The organism is Salinisphaera sp. Q1T1-3 (assembly GCF_003602005.1).
In the GTDB taxonomy this organism is placed as follows: domain Bacteria; phylum Pseudomonadota; class Gammaproteobacteria; order Nevskiales; family Salinisphaeraceae; genus Salinisphaera.
In genome coordinates this window covers 82104-99294 of the sequence record NZ_QZWD01000011.1, presented here as the reverse complement: position 1 = coordinate 99294, position 17191 = coordinate 82104, and the positions used below count along the sequence as shown (strand labels likewise).

The following is a 17191-nucleotide window of genomic DNA, read 5'->3' as shown; positions in this document are numbered from 1 at the left end:
GATTGGGGCAGGTTCAGGGGTGAACGCTTTCCAACCGACGTGCTGTCAATCGGCGCCACCGTTATGCTGAGGTCTCGATCGGGGATGTCGTCATCTTGATTATTCATGGCCAGCGGGCAATGCGGCGTCGATGGCTGATTCTGTTGGGGCTGTCGATGGCCGGCGGGGTGTATTCAGCCAGTGCCGTCGCCGACGATGTCTCGGTCCAGATCGAGGGCATCGATAATCCATTGAAGAGTAATGCGCGCAAGGCGTTGTCGGTGGCGGCCAAGCATGAGGATGACTGGAGCGGCCAGCACATCCAGACGCTCTATCGGCTCGCACCGAAAGAGATCAAGCAGGCGCTCGAGCCCTATGGTTACTACAACCCCGAGATCAAAAGCGACCTGAGCGCACCGACAGGGGATGGCAAGACCTGGCAGGCAGCCTTCCGCGTCAAGCACGGGCCAGCCACTCAGATCACCACGCTGCATATCGCTGCCGAAGGGCCGGGTGACGGCGTTCAGGGACTGGTGCAGGCCATGCGCGGAACCGAGCTGAAAAAGGGCCAGCGCTTGCGCCAGGCGCGCTACACCGCCACCAAGAGTGCGATGTACAACGCGGTCTACAACGCCGGCTATCTGGACGCGAAATTCAGCCAGTCCGCGATTCGCGTGGACCCACGCGACAACACTGCCGAGATCGATCTGGTCCTGCAGACAGGCGAGCGCTATTACTTCGGCCCGGTGACCTTCGACCAGGATCTGCTGGCGGATTCGTTCGTCCAGCGATTCGTGCCGTTCGACGCCGGTCAGCCGTACAACGCGCAGAAACTCATCGATATGCAGCTGGCGCTGTCGGACTCGGAGTATTACAACCAGATCGAGATCAGTGCCGAGCGGGCCCAGGCCAAGCGGACGACCGATGTCGACGGCTGGTTCTACGATCTGTTGTATCCGCCGCAGGACCCTCTGGAATCGGTGGGCCAGCTGCGGATACCGGTGACCGTCACGGCCAAGCCGAGCAAGGGCCAGAGCTACAAGTTCTCGGCCGGTTACGGCACGGATACGGGACCGCGCGTCGGGGCCGGCGTGAAGTTTCGTCACCTGAATCGCTACGGGCATCAGTTCCGGCTCAATGCGCGGGTCTCGCAGATCCAGCGCTCGCTCCAGGCCGCCTACGATATCCCGATCGAGAACGTCGCCCAGGACAAGCTCTCGTTCACGGCGAGCATCAACAATCAGGAATTCGGCGACATCACCTCGACGCTCTACGGCGTCGGTGCGGTGCGGGATACCGGCTGGTCCCTCGGGCGCCAACGGGCCTATCTGAAATTCCAGCGCGAATACTACGATCTCGGTGATGGAGATCAGCAGAGCAACCTGCTGTATCCCGGCTACAACATCACGGCCCGCAAGGCCGACGATCTGTTGTTCACCCGCAAGGGGTTTTCCTTCTCGTTCGACGTGCACGGCGCATCGGACGTGCTGGGCTCGTCGACCAACATGATCTCGGGCGATCTGAACGGCCACGCCGTGATACCCCTGACCGCCACGACACGCCTGGTCACCCGGGCCGAGATCGGGGCGATCGGCACCGATGACTTCGGCAAGGTCCCGCCCAGCCAGCGATTCTTCGCGGGCGGCGCCCAGAGCGTGCGCGGCTACTCCTATCAATCGATTTCGCCGACCAACGGCGATAACGAGGACATCGGCGGACGATATCTGGCCACCGGCAGTATCGAAGGCGACTGGTTCTTCTACAAGAAATTCGGCATGGCCGCCTTCTTCGACGCGGGCGACGTAGCCAATTCGATCAGCGATATCGCCTTCAAGAAAGGCGTCGGTCTGGGGTTTCGCTATGGCTCGCCGGTCGGCATGGTGCGCCTGGATATTGCCCATCCGCTGGATGATTCCGGCAGCGCCGTCGCCGTGCATTTCAGCCTGGGACCGGATCTGTGAGCGACAACGCATCGCCTGACACCCCCGAACAGCCGCCGAAGGCACCGCCCCCGCGTCGCGGCTGGGGCCGAACCCTCTGGCGTATTGCGAAATGGGTGCTGATTGTCCTGCTCGTGCTGCTCGTGGTAATCATCGGGCTGGTCGGTTGGGTAGCCGGTACCCGCTCGGGCACCGCCTTCGCCTGGCATCAGGCCAACCGCTTTCTGCCGGATACGCTGCATATCGACAACGTGGACGGACGCCTGATCGGGCCGTTGCACGTCGACGGCGTGTCGTACCGGACCGACACGATGACTGCATCGGTCGGCTCGATCGATTTCGACATGGATTTCTCGGCGATCTGGCATCGCACCGTGCATATCCAGCATCTGGACGTGAACAACGTCGATTACACGGTGACCGGCACCGCCCCCGAGGCGCCCGAAACCGAGAGCCAGCCGTTCTCCATGCCGGAACAGATCGATCTGCCGGTCACGGTTGTCCTTGATCGGTTGTCGATCAGCAACGTGAAGGCGATCACCGCGCCCGATGCCGAGCCGCTGCGCGTGGACCGGCTGGCCCTGGTCGGTGCGACACTGGACAACGCCCGCTGGCAGATCAAGTCGCTGACCGGCCACGGGCCGATGTTCGATCTCGATGCCCACGCCGGGCTGACGCCGAACAGCGGTTATGCGACCAATTTGCACGCCAAGGCCACGCTGCGGCTGGACGGCTATGCCCCGATCGATGCCACGGCGAACGTCAGTGGCGATCTGGCCGATCTCAAACTCGATGCCAACGTGGGCGCGCCCTACAACATCGCGTTGCAGGGGCAGGTCACCAATGCATTGAAGTCGGCGGCCGTGGATGTCGGCTTGCACATCAATGATCTGCAGACCCCGCGGATCGCCGAGAGCCTGCCGAGACTCACGGCCTCGGCCGACGTCACGGCCCAGGGGCCGGTCAATGATCTCGCCTTGAATCTGTCGGCCGATGTCGACAGCGCCGATTACGGCAAGGCGCGTCTGGACGGCGGACTGCACTACACGCCCGAGAGCGTGGCCATCGATCAGCTCAAGATCGGCGTGCCGGCAACCAACGGTCAGCTCGTGGCCAACGGCCAGGTCGCGTTGGCCGAGGGCAACGCCATGAATCTGACCGTCGATTGGCAGAATCTGGCCTGGCCGTTGACCAATACGCCACAGTACAAATCGCCCGACGGCACCATCAAGCTCGACGGCACGCTCGACGACTATCGCCTGGATACAAAGCTGGGTTGGCAGGTCGTTGGCCAGACGGCCGGCAAACTCGCGGCCAGCGGCTCGGGCAGTACCAAGGCCTTCGATCTGAAATCGCTCGATATTTCCGGCGGGCCGGGACACATCACCGGGCATGCCAAAACGCGCTGGTCGCCGTCGCTGGATGTCGACGCTCATCTGTCCGGTGAGCAGGTCGATCTGGGCGCCGTCGTGGCCGATGTGCCCAGCAAGTTCAACATGGTGGCCGATGTCACGGCGACCCAGACCGACGACGGTGCCATTCATGCCAATCTGAAACAGCTGACCGCGCACGGCAGCCTGCGTCGCCAGCCGCTGGATCTGAAGGCCAAGGCCCAGTATCTCGGCGATCATGTCGTCATCGACACGATGCATCTCGTCTCCGGCGCGGCCACGGCCGATGTGACGGGGACTTACGGCTGGACACCCGATGCCAAGCTCGACGGCCGCTGGTCGGTTCATTCCTCCGACCTGTCGACGATCATGCCGGGACTGGCCGGAGAGCTGAACACCGAAGGCCGGGTGAGCGGGCGCGTCAAGGCCCCGATCGCCAAGGCGACACTCAAGGCCGACAACGTCGCGGCCTTCGGCACCCAACTGGCCTCGGCCGACCTCGATGCCGATGTGGACTGGTCCGGGCAGCGGCGCTCGCAGGTCAGCCTGGTGGCCAACGGCATCGAGTCCGGCGGGCAGACGATTCGCAAGGTCACGCTCGATCTGGACGGCACGCCGGGCCGGCACAATCTGTCGCTCGATCTGGACAGCGATATCGCCAAGGCGGATCTTGCCTTGACCGGCGCATTGAACAAGAACACCTACGAGGAACGCTTCACGCTGCAACGCCTGACCGCGGGCTACGGCGATCTGGCGCCCTGGACGCTGGCCAGCCCGGCCAGCGGCCGTGTCTCGGCCAAGGCCCAGTCGATCAAGGACGCCTGTCTGGCATCCGGCAGCGCCCGTCTGTGCATCGATGGCAGCCATGACGCCAAGGCCAGTGTGGCCCATGTCGATCTCAAGGACTTCGACTACAACTACGCCAAGCCGTATTTCCCCGAAGGACTGGCCGTCTCCGGTGCGGTCTCGGGCACGGTCGATGCCCGGGTGCCGACGGGCGGCGCGCCGCGTCTGAAAGCCGATCTGCAGACGACTGCCGGTCGGGTGGCGATGACCAATGCCACCGGCGAGACGGTCCAGATCCTGGACATGCAGCCCGGCTCCATACGGGCACAGATGGCCAACAACGGGCTGGATGCCAGCCTCGATCTGCCTCTAGCCGGCAGCGATGGTATCCGCGGTCAGGTGTCGGTGGCCGCCGGATCGGGGGCGATGACTTCGCACGGCCTGGACGGCCAGGTGCACATCGGTCTCGACACGCTCGGTTTCATCGCCAAGCTGTCGCCGGAAGTCGATACGTTCGACGGCAAGCTGGCCGGTGACCTGCGCCTGTCCGGCACGCTGGCCAAGCCCAACGTGCTCGGCAACACCGCACTCACAGCCTCGAAGATCGTGCTGGTTTCGCCCGGGCTCACGCTGACCGACGTCAGCCTGGCCGCACAGGGGCAGGGCGATGCGATCGGCCTGACCGCGGCAGCGAAATCCGGCGGCGGCACGCTCAACGCGAACGGCCAGATCGCGCTCGATGACAGCGGCCAGAACGTCGAATTGGCGATCACCGGCAATCGGTTCCAGGTCGCCAACATCCCCGACGTGACAGCCTACGTCAGCCCCGACCTCAAAGTGGCCGTGACACCCAGCAAAGTCGCGGTGTCGGGCAGCGTCACGATCCCCGAGGCCTCGGTCACGCCGAAGAATCTGCCGGAATCGGGCGTGACCACGGTGTCCTCCGATCAGGTCATCGTCACCGAGGAAGATTCGAAATCGGCGGCAGTGGCCCGGGCGATCGATGCCAACGTCAATGTCATTCTCGGCAAGAAGGTCCACATCGACGCCTTCGGCCTCAAGGCGGATCTGGACGGCAATCTGCGCGTGGTTCAGCAGCCGGGCGATGCGACACCGACCGGCACCGGGGCTATCAACGTCAAGAATGGGTCCTATCAGGCCTACGGCCAGAACCTGGACATCCAGACCGGCAAGATCCTGTTCGCGGGCGGGCCGGTGAGCCAGCCGGGGCTGGACATCAAGGCAGCCCGTTATCCCAACGACGACGTCACCGTCGGCGTCCACGTGCGCGGCAGTCTATCGCAGCCGCAGCTGGAGCTGTTTTCGGACCCGTCGATGACACAGTCGGAACAGTTGTCCTGGTTGCTGCTCGGTCGGCCGCTGGACGATACGACAGGCCAGCAGTCCTCGCTGGTCGCCCGGGCGGCGCTGGCGCTCGGCTCATCGCGAGGCAACAAGGTGTTGCAGAACATCGGCGACAAGCTGGGCGTCAACGTCGGGCTGGGGGCCGGTGCCGGGCAATCCTCGGACGAGACCGCGCTCACGGTTGGCAAGTATCTCTCGCCGCGGCTCTATGTCAGCTACGGGCTCGGCCTGTTCGATCAGGTCTCGACCGTGTCGATGCGCTATACGCTGTCCTCGCACTGGTCGCTCGAGACCTCGTCGAGTGGTCAGGCCACCGGCGGCGATGTCATCTGGTCGTTCGATCACTAGGGCCTGTTATTAACCCGGCCTAAAAATAGATGATTTTTCGGATTGATAACGCGCGTGTCCGGCAGCACGCGCGCCACGGCCAACGGCCGTGAAGCCATTGAAAATAAAAAGACGGACAAGTGCCGGTGTTTCTTTCGATGGCGTTGAAAACAGCTGACGTCGTCGGCTGTTTTGGTGCCGGATTAATAACACGTCGCCCGTGACCGCGTGGCCGCCCCAAAACCGGCCATGCGCCTTGCCTGGCCGGTTTTGGGGCGCAACCCGACGGGACGGCGGTCATTTTTGCGCAATCCGGCGTTGTCGTTCGCGACGGCAGAATGACTGCGGTACGCGCCCGATGCCTTGTCTTGCAAAAAAATTGGGCGCCGGCGCGGCGCACCACGATCAAGGCTCGCAACGCCGCCGGGCGCCCATCGTCGATTTTTCATGGGCGGCCCAACCCGAAGGGACAAGCGCCCCAGAATCAAAAACACGACGGCAATCCAGCGTTGTAGCCCGCGGGTGCAGCATGGCTGCACGGCGCACTACGCCTCGTCTTGCCGCCCATCGTCAATTTCAGGGCGCGCTTGGCGCGGACTCGCACGAAACCTCAACACGCCCTAGCGCCGCCAGCGTTGACGTGTGTAGTAGATGAGCCAGCCGCCAAAGGCCAGAACCAGCACTGCGATCAGCATCAGCTGCTCGGCGTTCTGGATCTTCGACAGGGCTCGGCTGATACCGTCGGCGAGATACCAGGCCACCACGGTCACCGACGTGGACCAGATCAGCGTGCCGATCACGTCATAGAACAGGAATCGCCAGGGGGAGACCCCGAGCGAGCCGAGCACGAAGGGCGTGACCGAGCGCATCGCGTAAAGAAAACGAAAGCCGATCATGATCAGCGGGCCGTAGCGCCCCAGCAATGCTTCGACGCGCGTGGCTCGGGCGTGCCATTTCGGCCGGCGTGCCAGAGCCGGCTGGCCCATGTGATGGCCGATATGGAACCAGATATTGTCGCCGATGATCGTGCCGATCGTCGCTGCGAACCAGACGCCGTGGGGCGACAGCATACCCTTGGTCGCGGCCATCATGCCGAGCAGCACGGCGGCCTCACCCTCGAAGAAGCAACCGATGGCGACGGCGAAGTAACCGTAATTCGCGATCAGGTCGGACAGCGTGGCGATCATGTTGAAGTATCCGGCGAGAATGCCCCGGGGGCTTGTTGATGTTGCCGATGCGTCCGCATCAAGCGCGGTCTGGGGATAATCCGGCCCGGACGCGCCCACGTGTTGGATAACGGCGTGGCATGAACCACGCCGCGCCGGGCTGCCAGATCGTATCGGCCCGGGCGGATGGGGCCGTCCATCCTGTCCCGGTTCGCGGCGAGTCCGGCTCGTGGCGCGCCAGGACCGGCGACGTCCGTCTTACCGAACACAAGGCGCGCCCGTCGATCCGGCGCTCGTCCGAGAGATCCACACGCCCTATGGCCTGTTGAGGTTTCGTTCGAGCGCCTTTTTCGTCGAGAGACCGCAGTGTGTCCGGCAAGGCGCGAGTTGCCGATCGTGACGTGCCACGATCCAGACCGGCAACGCCGCAGGGCGCCCATCGTCGATGTTTCATGGGCGGCCCAACCCTTCGGGACAAGTGCTTCGAAATCGAAAACACGACGGCGATACAGCGTTCCAGCAGGCTGGCGCAGCATGACGGCGCGGCGCGTGCGACGCCTTGTCTTGCCGCCCATCGTCAATTTCAGGGCGCACTGGGCGCGGACTCGCACGAAACCTCAACAGGCCCTAGAGCCGCGTACGCAGCCAGCGGCCGATGGTGGCGATCTGTGGCAGGCAGACCTGATGTGCCATCGGGTATTCATGCCAGGCCACGTCGTAGCCCGCGGCCACAAGCTGGTCGCGACTGCCCCGGCCGAGTGCGATCGGCACGACTGGATCTTCCGTGCCGTGGGCCATGAACACCGATACGGCCTGGCTGGCCGATGCGGCTTCGTCGGTCAGGCGGTCGTGCAGCGGCAGATAGGCCGAGAGTGCCATCACGCCAGCCAGGGCAGGCGATTGCCGCAGTCCTGTATGCAGCGCCATGGCACCGCCCTGCGAGAAGCCGGCGAGCACGATGCGCTCGGGCGGGATGCCGCGTTCGACTTCGCGCCCGATCAGCGCCTCGATCTCGCGAGCGCTGGCCGCGATGCCGTCGGCGTCCTGCTTGTCGGCAATGTCCGTGCCCGCGATGTCGTACCAGGCCGGCATCGCCATCCCGTTGTTGACCGTGACCGGTCGCGACGGCGCATTGGGAAACACGAACCGCACGCTGTGGCCATCGCCCAGGCCCAGCTCATCGATGATGGGCACGAAATCATTGCCGTCGGCGCCCAGGCCATGCAGCCAGATAACCGCGGCCGTTGCCGCCTTGGCGGGTTCGATCTCGACGCACTCAAGCATGGCTTAGTCTTTCCGGAATGTTTCTCGCGAAGTCTGGACAGCGTCGCGATCAAGTGCAACAAAGTCGCTATCGTACAACTCGCGCCTGAACGAGGTATGGCACAGTGGCATCCATCGGACGGTCGGCCCGATGATGCCGGCCGGCCTGCGTAATTACCTCAGCCAGCAAGAGACTCTGCGATGAAATCACGTGCCGCGATTGCATGGGAAGCCGGCCAGCCCCTGTCCGTGGAAGAAATCGACGTCGAAGGCCCGAAGGCCGGCGAAGTGCTGGTGCGCATCGTGGCCACCGGCGTCTGCCATACCGATGCCTTCACGCTTTCGGGGGCCGACCCGGAAGGTTTCTTTCCACGTATCCTCGGGCATGAGGGCGGCGGTATCGTCGAAGATGTCGGCCAGGGCGTGACCTCGCTCGCGCCGGGCGACCACGTCATCCCGCTGTATACCGCCGAGTGCGGCGAGTGCAAATTCTGCAAGTCGAACAAGACCAACCTGTGCGGCTCGGTGCGCGAAACCCAGGGCCAGGGTCTGATGCCCGACGGCACCTCCCGCTTTTCGCAGAACGGCAAGTCGCTCTATCACTACATGGGCACGTCGACGTTCTCCGAGTACACCGTCGTGCCGGAAGTCTCGCTGGCCAAGATCAGCCCCGAAGCACCGCTGGACAAGGTCTGTCTGCTGGGCTGTGGCATCACCACCGGTATCGGTGCGGTCTTCAACACCGCCAAGGTGCAGGCCGGTGACAACGTCGCCGTGTTCGGCCTCGGCGCGATCGGGTTGTCGGTCATCCAGGGCGCCAAGATGGCCGGTGCGAATCGCATCATCGCCATCGACCTGAATCCGAACAAGTTCGAGTTCGCCCGCCAGCTCGGCGCGACCGAGTGCGTCAACCCGAACGATTACGACGACCCGATCCAGAACGTCATCGTCGACATGACTGACGGTGGGGTCGAGCATTCCTTCGAATGCATCGGCAACACCAACGTCATGCGCAGCGCGCTGGAGTGCTGCCACAAGGGCTGGGGCGAGTCGACCATTATCGGCGTGGCCGGCGCGGGCGAGACGATCGAAACCCGTCCGTTCCAGCTGGTGACCGGCCGCGTCTGGCGTGGTTCCGCCTTCGGCGGTGTGAAGGGCCGCACCCAGCTGCCCGATTACGTGGGTCGCTACATGGCCGGCGAGATCAACATCGACGATTTCGTCACTCATGATCTGCCGTTTGAACAGATCAACGAGGCCTTCGACCTGCTGCATGAAGGCAAGGCCATCCGGTCGGTACTGCATTTCTAAGCCAGCGCACGCCCGCGCGCCCATACCCGATCATCGTTGCAGGAGAGATCGTTGGAACGTATCGACGAGCACAAGTCACACGGCGGCTGGCAGCGTCGCTATCGTCACGCCTCGAAGCGCTGTGCGTGCGACATGACGTTTTCGGTCTATCTGCCGCCGGCGGCGGAGACCGCCCGCGTGCCGGTGGTGTACTGGCTCTCCGGGCTGACCTGTACGGACGAGAACTTCGTCAACAAGGCCGGCGCACAGGCGGTGGCCGCCGAACTCGGCATCGCGCTCGTCGCGCCGGACACCAGTCCGCGCGGCGACGATGTGCCCGACGACGATGCCTATGACCTGGGGCAGGGGGCCGGTTTTTACGTCAATGCCACCGAGGCGCCCTGGTCGTCGCACTACCGGATGTACGACTATGTCGTGACCGAGTTGCCGGAACTGCTGGCCGCGGAATTCGGCGATACGCTCGATCTGTCGCGCGAGGCGATCGCCGGGCATTCCATGGGCGGTCACGGTGCCCTTGTCATCGGCCTGCGCAATCCGGACCGATTCGCGGCGATCTCGGCGTTCTCGGCCATCTGTGCCCCGAGCGAAGTGCCATGGGGTCACAAGGCCTTCCCGACGTATATCGGCGACGATCGCGCGGCCTGGCAAGCCTACGACGCCAGCGCGCTGCTGGCCGGGGCCACACATCCCGAAAGTCTGCCGCCGATCCGGCTCGAACAGGGCCTGGCGGACAACTTTCTCGACGAGCAGCTCGCTCCGCATCGTCTGGAAGCGGCTGCGGCCGGTGCCGGGGTGACGGTCGAGGTCAATCGGCGGGCAGGTTACGACCACAGTTATTTCTTCATCGCCAGTTTCATCGGCGAGCATCTGCGCTTTCTGGGGCGTCATCTGGGCAGCGTTTGAACGATATGTGGCGCGGTCGCCCTCCTCGGGCGGCCGCGTCGCCGTCGCGCTGGCAAGACGCGGCGCTGTGTTTCGAGACGATACCGATCGCTTCGTGCCTGTGCGCGGCCTCGGGCGCAGGTTAAACTGGCGCGACTCTTCCGTCCGGCAGGCATCATGAAGACCACTGCGCTGGCGCTCGTGCCGCTTCTCATCGCTCTGGCCATACCGCTCGCCGGCTGTGGGCAGAAAGGCCCGCTGTATCTGCCGGGCGAGAATCCCAATCCGCCCCGGTCGCTGCTCGACGACCCGAACGCGGACTCGTCGTCAGCGAATCAATCGTCGTCCCCGGCGGCGCCTGAGGCGCCCGATGCTGAAACGCAGACGACATCTGCCTCCGACGATCGGTCCTAGGACCGCCTGCCGAAGACGTTATGGATCATTTCTCCCTCCGTGACGGCGTCCTGCACGCCGAAGACGTGGCGTTGCCCGATATCGCCGAACGATTCGGTACGCCGACCTATGTTTACAGCGCGGCGACGCTCACGCGTCATTACCGGGTCTTCGACGAGGCGCTGGCGGATATCGCTCACGAGATCTGTTTCGCCGTGAAGGCCAACGGCAACCTCGGCGTGCTGGGGTTGCTCGCCGATCTGGGCAGCGGTTTCGATATCGTCTCGGTCGGCGAACTCGAGCGGGTCATCACCGCCGGCGGGGACCCGGGCAAGGTTGTGTTCTCCGGCGTGGGCAAGCGCGACGATGAGATCCGGCGGGCGCTGGAAGTCGGCATCGCCTGTTTCAACGTCGAATCCGCCGCCGAGCTGGATCGCCTCGATGCGCTGGCCCGGGAACGCGGGGTGCGGGCACCCATTTCGCTACGCGTGAATCCGGACGTCGATGCGCAGACGCACCCCTATATCTCGACCGGGTTGAAAGAGAACAAGTTCGGGATCGCGGTCGCCGAGGCGGAGGCGCTGTATCGCCGGGCGGCCGGCATGGCCGGACTGTCGATCGTGGGTATCGATTGTCATATCGGCTCACAGCTGACCGATCTCGCGCCGTTTCGGGATGCCGTCAAACGATTGCTCGCGCTCGTCGATCGGCTGGCCGCGTCCGGTATCCAACTGGCGCATATCGATGTCGGCGGTGGATTGGGCATCACCTATCGCGACGAGAATCCGCCGAGTCCGGCGGCCTATGCCGATGCGCTGCGCGACCTGGTGGCCGGACGCGATCTCAAGCTCATCTTCGAGCCGGGCCGGGTGCTCGTGGCCAATGCCGGCATCCTGTTGACGCGGGTGTTGCACCTCAAGCCGGGCGAAGCCGAGACCGACAAGCACTTCGCGGTGGTCGACGGCGCCATGAACGACCTGATCCGACCGGCGCTCTACGAGGGCTGGCATCGCATCGTGCCGGTCGTCGACGAAAGCGCGGCGCCAGCGCGACACTGGGATATCGTCGGCCCGGTCTGCGAGACGGCCGATTTCCTCGGTCAGGATCGTGAACTGTCACTGGCCGGCGGCGAACTGCTGGCCGTACGCAGCGCCGGGGCCTACGGCTTCGTCATGGCATCGAACTACAACGCCCGCCCGCGGGCCGCCGAAGTCATCGTCGACGGCGATACTGTCCACGAAGTGCGGGCACGGGAAACCCTGGCCGACCTGATGCGCGGCGAGCGGCGGCTGCCTTTCGACTGACTTTGAATACCAACGCCGTCCGGGGATCGACTCGACACCGACAATGCCGTCTGCGGTCGGGCGTCGTCGACAAGCTCGATCCGGCAGTCGCATCCGCCGACAGGTCTGCGTCCTGTCAAAGCGGATCGATCGCGGACGCGCGAACGGCAGCAATCGTGTCGGCACCGCGAAGCGCGGCCTGAATGCACCGTCACGCGTTCATGGACCCACGACCGTCGCGCTCTTAAAGTAGCGGCATCGCTTCGTCGCCCGTTCTCGTCATGTCCGAAACCCAAGCCCACGGCCCGCTGATTCTCATCGACGGCTCGTCCTGGCTGTATCGCGCCTATCACGTGCTGCCGCCATTGACCAACGGGGCCGGTGAGCCAACGGGGGCGATCTATGGCATGACCAACATGCTGCGCAAGTTCCTGCGAGAGTACGACTCGAATCGTATCGTCGTGGTTTTCGACCCGAGAGGACCGACCTTTCGCAACGAGCTGTTCGCCGACTACAAGGCGAACCGTCCTCCGGTGCCGCCGGATCTGTCCGATCAGTTCCAGGGCATTCAGGACGTGATCGCTGCCCTCGGCCTGCCGATGCTTCAGGTCAGCGGGGTCGAGGCCGATGACGTGATCGGAACGCTGGCGGTCGCCGAGTCCGGTCCGGTGATCATCGTGACCGGCGACAAGGACATGGCCCAGCTCGTCGACGAGCGGGTCGTGCTGCTCGATACCATGCAGGACAAGCGTACCGACGTGGCTCGGGTGAACGACAAGTTCGGCGTGCCGCCGGAACGCATCACCGATTATCTCGCACTGGTCGGTGATACCTCGGACAACGTGCCGGGCGTCGACAAGGTCGGGCCGAAGACGGCCGCCAAGTGGATCGAGAAATACGGCGATCTGGCCGGCGTGATCGCGCATGCCGACGAGATCGGCGGCAAGGTCGCCGAGAATCTGCGTGCCAAGCTCGACGAGCTGCCGCTCTATCAGGATCTGGTCACGATCCGTACCGTGCTCGATCTGGGCGAGGCAGGTTCGGATCTCGTGCGACGCGAGATCGATACCGAGGCACTCGTGGCCCTGTATCGTCGCTATGAGTTCTACAAGTTCCTCGACGAGCTGGATGCGCCAGCGACCGACACCGCCGCAAGCGCGGCCCCGGCGCCGGCCGAGACCACGTATCACACAGTGCTCGATGAGGTCGCGCTCGACACGCTGGTCGCCCGGCTCGAAGCCGCCGAGCTGATCTGCGTGGATACCGAGACCGATGCCCTGTCGGCCATGCAGTCGGGTCTCGTCGGCCTGTCGTTCGCCGTCGAGCCGGGCGAGGCCTGGTATGTGCCGGTGGCCCACGATTACATCGGCGCCCCGGCGCAGCTGTCGATGGACACGGTGCTCGCGCGCGTCAAGGGCGTGCTGACGGATGCCGACAAGCCGAAGCTCGGCCAGCACATCAAATACGACCTCAACGTGCTGGCGCGTCACGGTATTCGGATCGCCGGAGCCGATCACGACACCATGCTGGAATCCTACGTGCTGGATTCCACGGCCACGCGTCACGACATGGACTCGCTGGCACAGAAATACCTGGAACGCACGACCACCAAATTCGAGGAGGTGGCCGGCAAGGGCGCCAAGCAGGTCGGCTTCAATCAGGTCGCACTCGACGATGCGGCGCCATACGCCGCAGAGGACGCTGACATCACGCTGCAGCTGCATCACCGACTCTACGGTCAGTTGTGCGAAACGCCCTCGCTGCGCGCGCTTTATGAAGAGATCGAGATGCCGCTGATGCCGGTGCTCGCGCGGGTCGAGGCCAACGGGGTGCTCGTGGATGCCGAGCTACTGGCCCGTGTGTCCGGCGAAATGAAGACCCGCATGGATGAGATCCAGGCCGAGGCCTATATCGCGGCCGGCACCGAGTTCAATCTCGGCTCACCGAACCAGCTGAAGACCATCCTCTTCGATCAACTTGAGCTGCCGGTCATCCGCAAGACACCGAAAGGCGCGCCGTCCACGGCCGAGGATGTTCTGCGTGAACTGGCCGATGCCCATGAACTGCCAGCGCTGATCGTTGCCTGGCGCGAGCTGTCCAAGCTGCGATCGACCTACGCCGAAAAGCTGCCGACGCTGATCAACCCGGGCACCGGCCGTATCCATACCAGTTATCACCAGGCCGTGGCGGCCACCGGCCGGCTGTCCTCGTCCGATCCCAACCTGCAGAACATCCCGATTCGCACCGAGGCTGGTCGGCGTATCCGCGAGGCGTTCGTGGCCCGGCCGGGATATCGGATTCTGGCGGTCGACTATTCTCAGATTGAACTACGCATCATGGCCCATCTGTCGGGCGATCCCGGGCTGCTCGCGGCCTTCAACGAAGAGCGCGATATCCACACCGCCACGGCATCGGAAGTCTTCGACACGCCGCTGGACGACGTCACCGCCGACCAGCGCCGGGCCGCCAAGGCCATCAACTTCGGTCTCATGTACGGCATGTCGGCCTACGGCCTGTCCAAGCAGCTCGAGACCTCACGCGAAGATGCCGCGGCCTATATCGACAAGTTCTTCGAGCGGTTTGCCGGTGTCGCACGTTTCATGGAGGACACCCGAAAGGCCGCCAAGGCCCAGGGTTATGTCGAGACCCTGTTCGGCCGTCGGCTCTATCTACCCGAAATCAATGCCCGCAACGGCCAGCGCCGTCAGTACGCCGAGCGTACGGCGATCAACGCGCCGTTGCAGGGCACGGCAGCCGATCTCATCAAGAAAGCGATGATCGCCGTTGATGCCTGGCTGGGCGAGACCGGCACCGACGCGACGATGATCATGCAGGTGCACGATGAACTCGTATTCGAAGTGCCGGTAGACACCGCCGATGCGATCGGCGAGCAAATCGTGGACCGCATGAACGCAATCGCCACGCTCGATGTGCCGTTACGGGCCGAGGCCGGTATCGCCGATAACTGGCAGGCGGCGCACTAAAGGACAAGGGCCGGGTCGAGCGGTGTGCCTGCGGGCCACAACGACCTTTGCTCGGCCGCCGGTCCGACAGAACAACGTATCGGACGAAAATGCCCGATGCCGACGACTGGCGCCGTTTTCGGAATAAAAATCGCCGGCAAAATCAGCTACTTGAAAATGATTTCAAGAAGATTGCGCATGCTGGTGGAACTCATGTCGCACGCAGCAGTCTCAATTCACGTAAGCATTGCTTGCTTACCCGCTTTTCTCCCTGAGCGGTAACCCCCATCCGGTTCCCCCCAACAACCGGATACCTTACCCCGGCAGTAATTCCCCCTACTGCCGGGGTTTTCTTTTGGATTGGCCCCTTTCGACACGATGCGAGCGGTTTGCTGGCAGACCGACGCAATGGCTGCCTGGCGATTCGTCAGCGGCTTGTCGTGTACCCAAAAAAAATCTGCTGATGGGGGAACTCCGTCGACGTTTCAGCGTCTGACCTCATGTAAGCGAAATGCTTGCCCGCTTTTCTCCCTGAGCGGATCCCATACCGGTTTCCCCCAAGACCGGTCCGGCCCCGACGGTACTCCCCCTGCCGTCGGGGCTTTTTTTTGCGGTCGGGATCGCTGTTGTTTACCCGCCGCAAAAAAATCTCGTCAATGACCGGAACTTTGTGGCGGTGGTGGCGTCTGACCTGATGCAAGCGAAATGCTTGTCCGCTTTTCTCCCTGAGCGGATCCCATACCGGTTTCCCCCAAGACCGGTCCGGCCCCGACGGTACTCCCCCTGCCGCCGGGGCTTTTTTTGCGGTCGAGATCGCCGTCGTTCGCCCGCCGCAAAAAAATCTGGCCGATGGCCGGAACTTTGTGGGCGTGGCGGCGTCTTAGGTCATGCAAGCGAAATGCTTGCCCGCTTTTCTCCCTGAGCGGATCCCATACCGGTTCCCCCCAAGACCGGTCCGGCCCCGACAGCGCTCCCCCTGCTGTCGGGGCTTTTTTTATCAACCGATACCGGCAACGAAGCCAACGATCCGAAAACCGCACAAAAAAATAGGGCGATCCGCGGAACTTCGTTCGTGTTCCGGCGTCTCACCCTATGCAAGCAATGCTTGCCCGCTTTTCTCCCTGAGCGGATCCCCCCGGTTCCCCCAAACCGGTCGTGCCCTGACGGTATTCCCCCTGCCGTCGGGGCATTTTTTCGTCCGTACTGGCCGAAAAAACCGGGTATCGATGGAACTTCCGTCGATACACGGCGTCTCACCCTTTACAGGCGACGTGCCTGCCCGCTTTTCTCCCTGAGCGGTATCCAGTCCGGTTCCCCCAAGATCGGGCCGTCGGCCCTGACGGTGTTCCCCCACCGCCGGGGCTCGTTTTTTGCCCTGAGCACCCCTGCTCTGGATGAATTTATCGCACAAACCTCGATCGGCGTCGAGCCCAAATGGCTGATCCGCCGATGAAAGGTCGATATGGGTCGACGAACGTAAATCGCGGCCTTCAGATCGGCTCGTCCAGTGGGTCGGTCGGCGTGTCATCCGCCTCGGGCAGAAGCGCGGCGACCGCCCGTCGGGCTTCATCAAGGCCGGTGCCCCGTGTGGCCGAGAACAGGCTGATTGTTGCGCCTTCGACGGCGGCGTGGATCTTTTGCAACGTCTGATGCTGCTGGTTTCGAGAGAGTTTGTCGGCCTTGGTCAGGAGCAGATGGAATGCCAGGCCGTATTCGCCGCCCCAGTGAAGCAGCTGGCGGTCGAACTCCATGAGTGGACGACGCGCGTCCATGATCAACACGACGCCGGCCAGGTTGTCGCGCTCGGCGAGATAGCCTTCGATCAGACGTGCCCAGGCCTGTTTCACGTTTGGCGGCACGCGTGCGAAGCCGTAGCCCGGCAGGTCGGCAAAGCGCAGTGTGCCGTTGTCGAAGAAATTGATGGCCTGCGTGCGGCCCGGCGTCTTGCTGGTGCGCGCCAGAGCCTTCTGATCGCAGAGTTTGTTGATCGCGCTGGATTTGCCGGCATTGGAGCGGCCGGCGAAGGCGATCTCCGGGATCGCATCCGAGGGCAGGGCGGTCAGCTTGGGCGCGGAGAGCCGGAATTGCATGCGCCGGAAGTCTTGCGGAGTCAGGTCTGCCATCGTGTTCGAATTCCCGGGT

The 17191-nt window shown here is 63.7% G+C and carries 11 protein-coding genes; 8 read left to right on the top strand and 3 right to left on the bottom strand.

All coding sequences use genetic code 11. The annotated features are described in order from the left end of the window. Positions 1–95: 95 nt before the first annotated feature. Positions 96–1940: an autotransporter assembly complex family protein gene (locus tag D3260_RS11575; protein WP_147418183.1), complete on the top strand. Its 1845-nt coding sequence runs from the start codon at positions 96–98 to the stop codon at positions 1938–1940. After that, positions 1937–5809, top strand: coding sequence for a translocation/assembly module TamB domain-containing protein (locus D3260_RS11570; RefSeq protein ID WP_120098756.1), 3873 nt, complete (start codon positions 1937–1939; stop codon positions 5807–5809). The genes D3260_RS11575 and D3260_RS11570 overlap by 4 nt, the downstream gene beginning before the upstream one ends. 599 nt (positions 5810–6408) lie before the next feature. On the opposite strand, the gene D3260_RS11565 is transcribed toward D3260_RS11570, so the two are convergent. Then, positions 6409–6975 carry a DedA family protein gene (locus tag D3260_RS11565; protein ID WP_120098755.1) on the bottom strand — a complete coding sequence of 189 codons (567 nt, stop codon included), beginning with the start codon at positions 6973–6975 and terminating at the stop codon, positions 6409–6411. A 606-nt stretch (positions 6976–7581) separates the two neighbouring features. After that, complete coding sequence (locus D3260_RS11560) at positions 7582–8238, bottom strand: alpha/beta hydrolase (RefSeq protein ID WP_120098754.1); 657 nt, start codon at positions 8236–8238, stop codon at positions 7582–7584. A 180-nt stretch (positions 8239–8418) separates the two neighbouring features. On the opposite strand from D3260_RS11560, the gene D3260_RS11555 reads away from it, so the two are divergent. From D3260_RS11555 to D3260_RS17520, 6 genes are all read left to right on the top strand, one after another. Beyond that, positions 8419–9528, top strand: a complete 1110-nt coding sequence (locus D3260_RS11555; protein ID WP_120098753.1) for an S-(hydroxymethyl)glutathione dehydrogenase/class III alcohol dehydrogenase — start codon at positions 8419–8421, stop codon at positions 9526–9528. A 51-nt stretch (positions 9529–9579) separates the two neighbouring features. Beyond that, the gene (gene fghA, locus D3260_RS11550) at positions 9580–10431 is read left to right on the top strand and encodes an S-formylglutathione hydrolase (RefSeq protein ID WP_120098752.1); all 852 of its coding nucleotides are present in this window, start codon (positions 9580–9582) and stop codon (positions 10429–10431) included. A 156-nt stretch (positions 10432–10587) separates the two neighbouring features. Then, entirely contained in the window at positions 10588–10824 is a 237-nt protein-coding gene (locus D3260_RS11545; RefSeq protein WP_120098751.1) for a lipoprotein, read from the top strand. 20 nt (positions 10825–10844) lie between these two features. Beyond that, the gene (gene lysA, locus D3260_RS11540) at positions 10845–12107 is read left to right on the top strand and encodes a diaminopimelate decarboxylase (RefSeq protein ID WP_120098750.1); all 1263 of its coding nucleotides are present in this window, start codon (positions 10845–10847) and stop codon (positions 12105–12107) included. 260 nt (positions 12108–12367) lie between these two features. After that, entirely contained in the window at positions 12368–15070 is a 2703-nt protein-coding gene (gene polA / locus D3260_RS11535; RefSeq protein ID WP_120098749.1) for a DNA polymerase I, read from the top strand. 89 nt (positions 15071–15159) lie between these two features. After that, positions 15160–15324, top strand: a complete 165-nt coding sequence (locus D3260_RS17520; protein WP_158583513.1) for a hypothetical protein — start codon at positions 15160–15162, stop codon at positions 15322–15324. 1215 nt (positions 15325–16539) lie between these two features. Here the strand turns inward: D3260_RS17520 and yihA are convergent. Beyond that, positions 16540–17172 carry a ribosome biogenesis GTP-binding protein YihA/YsxC gene (yihA, locus tag D3260_RS11530; RefSeq protein WP_233544051.1) on the bottom strand — a complete coding sequence of 211 codons (633 nt, stop codon included), beginning with the start codon at positions 17170–17172 and terminating at the stop codon, positions 16540–16542. Positions 17173–17191: the final 19 nt, after the last annotated feature.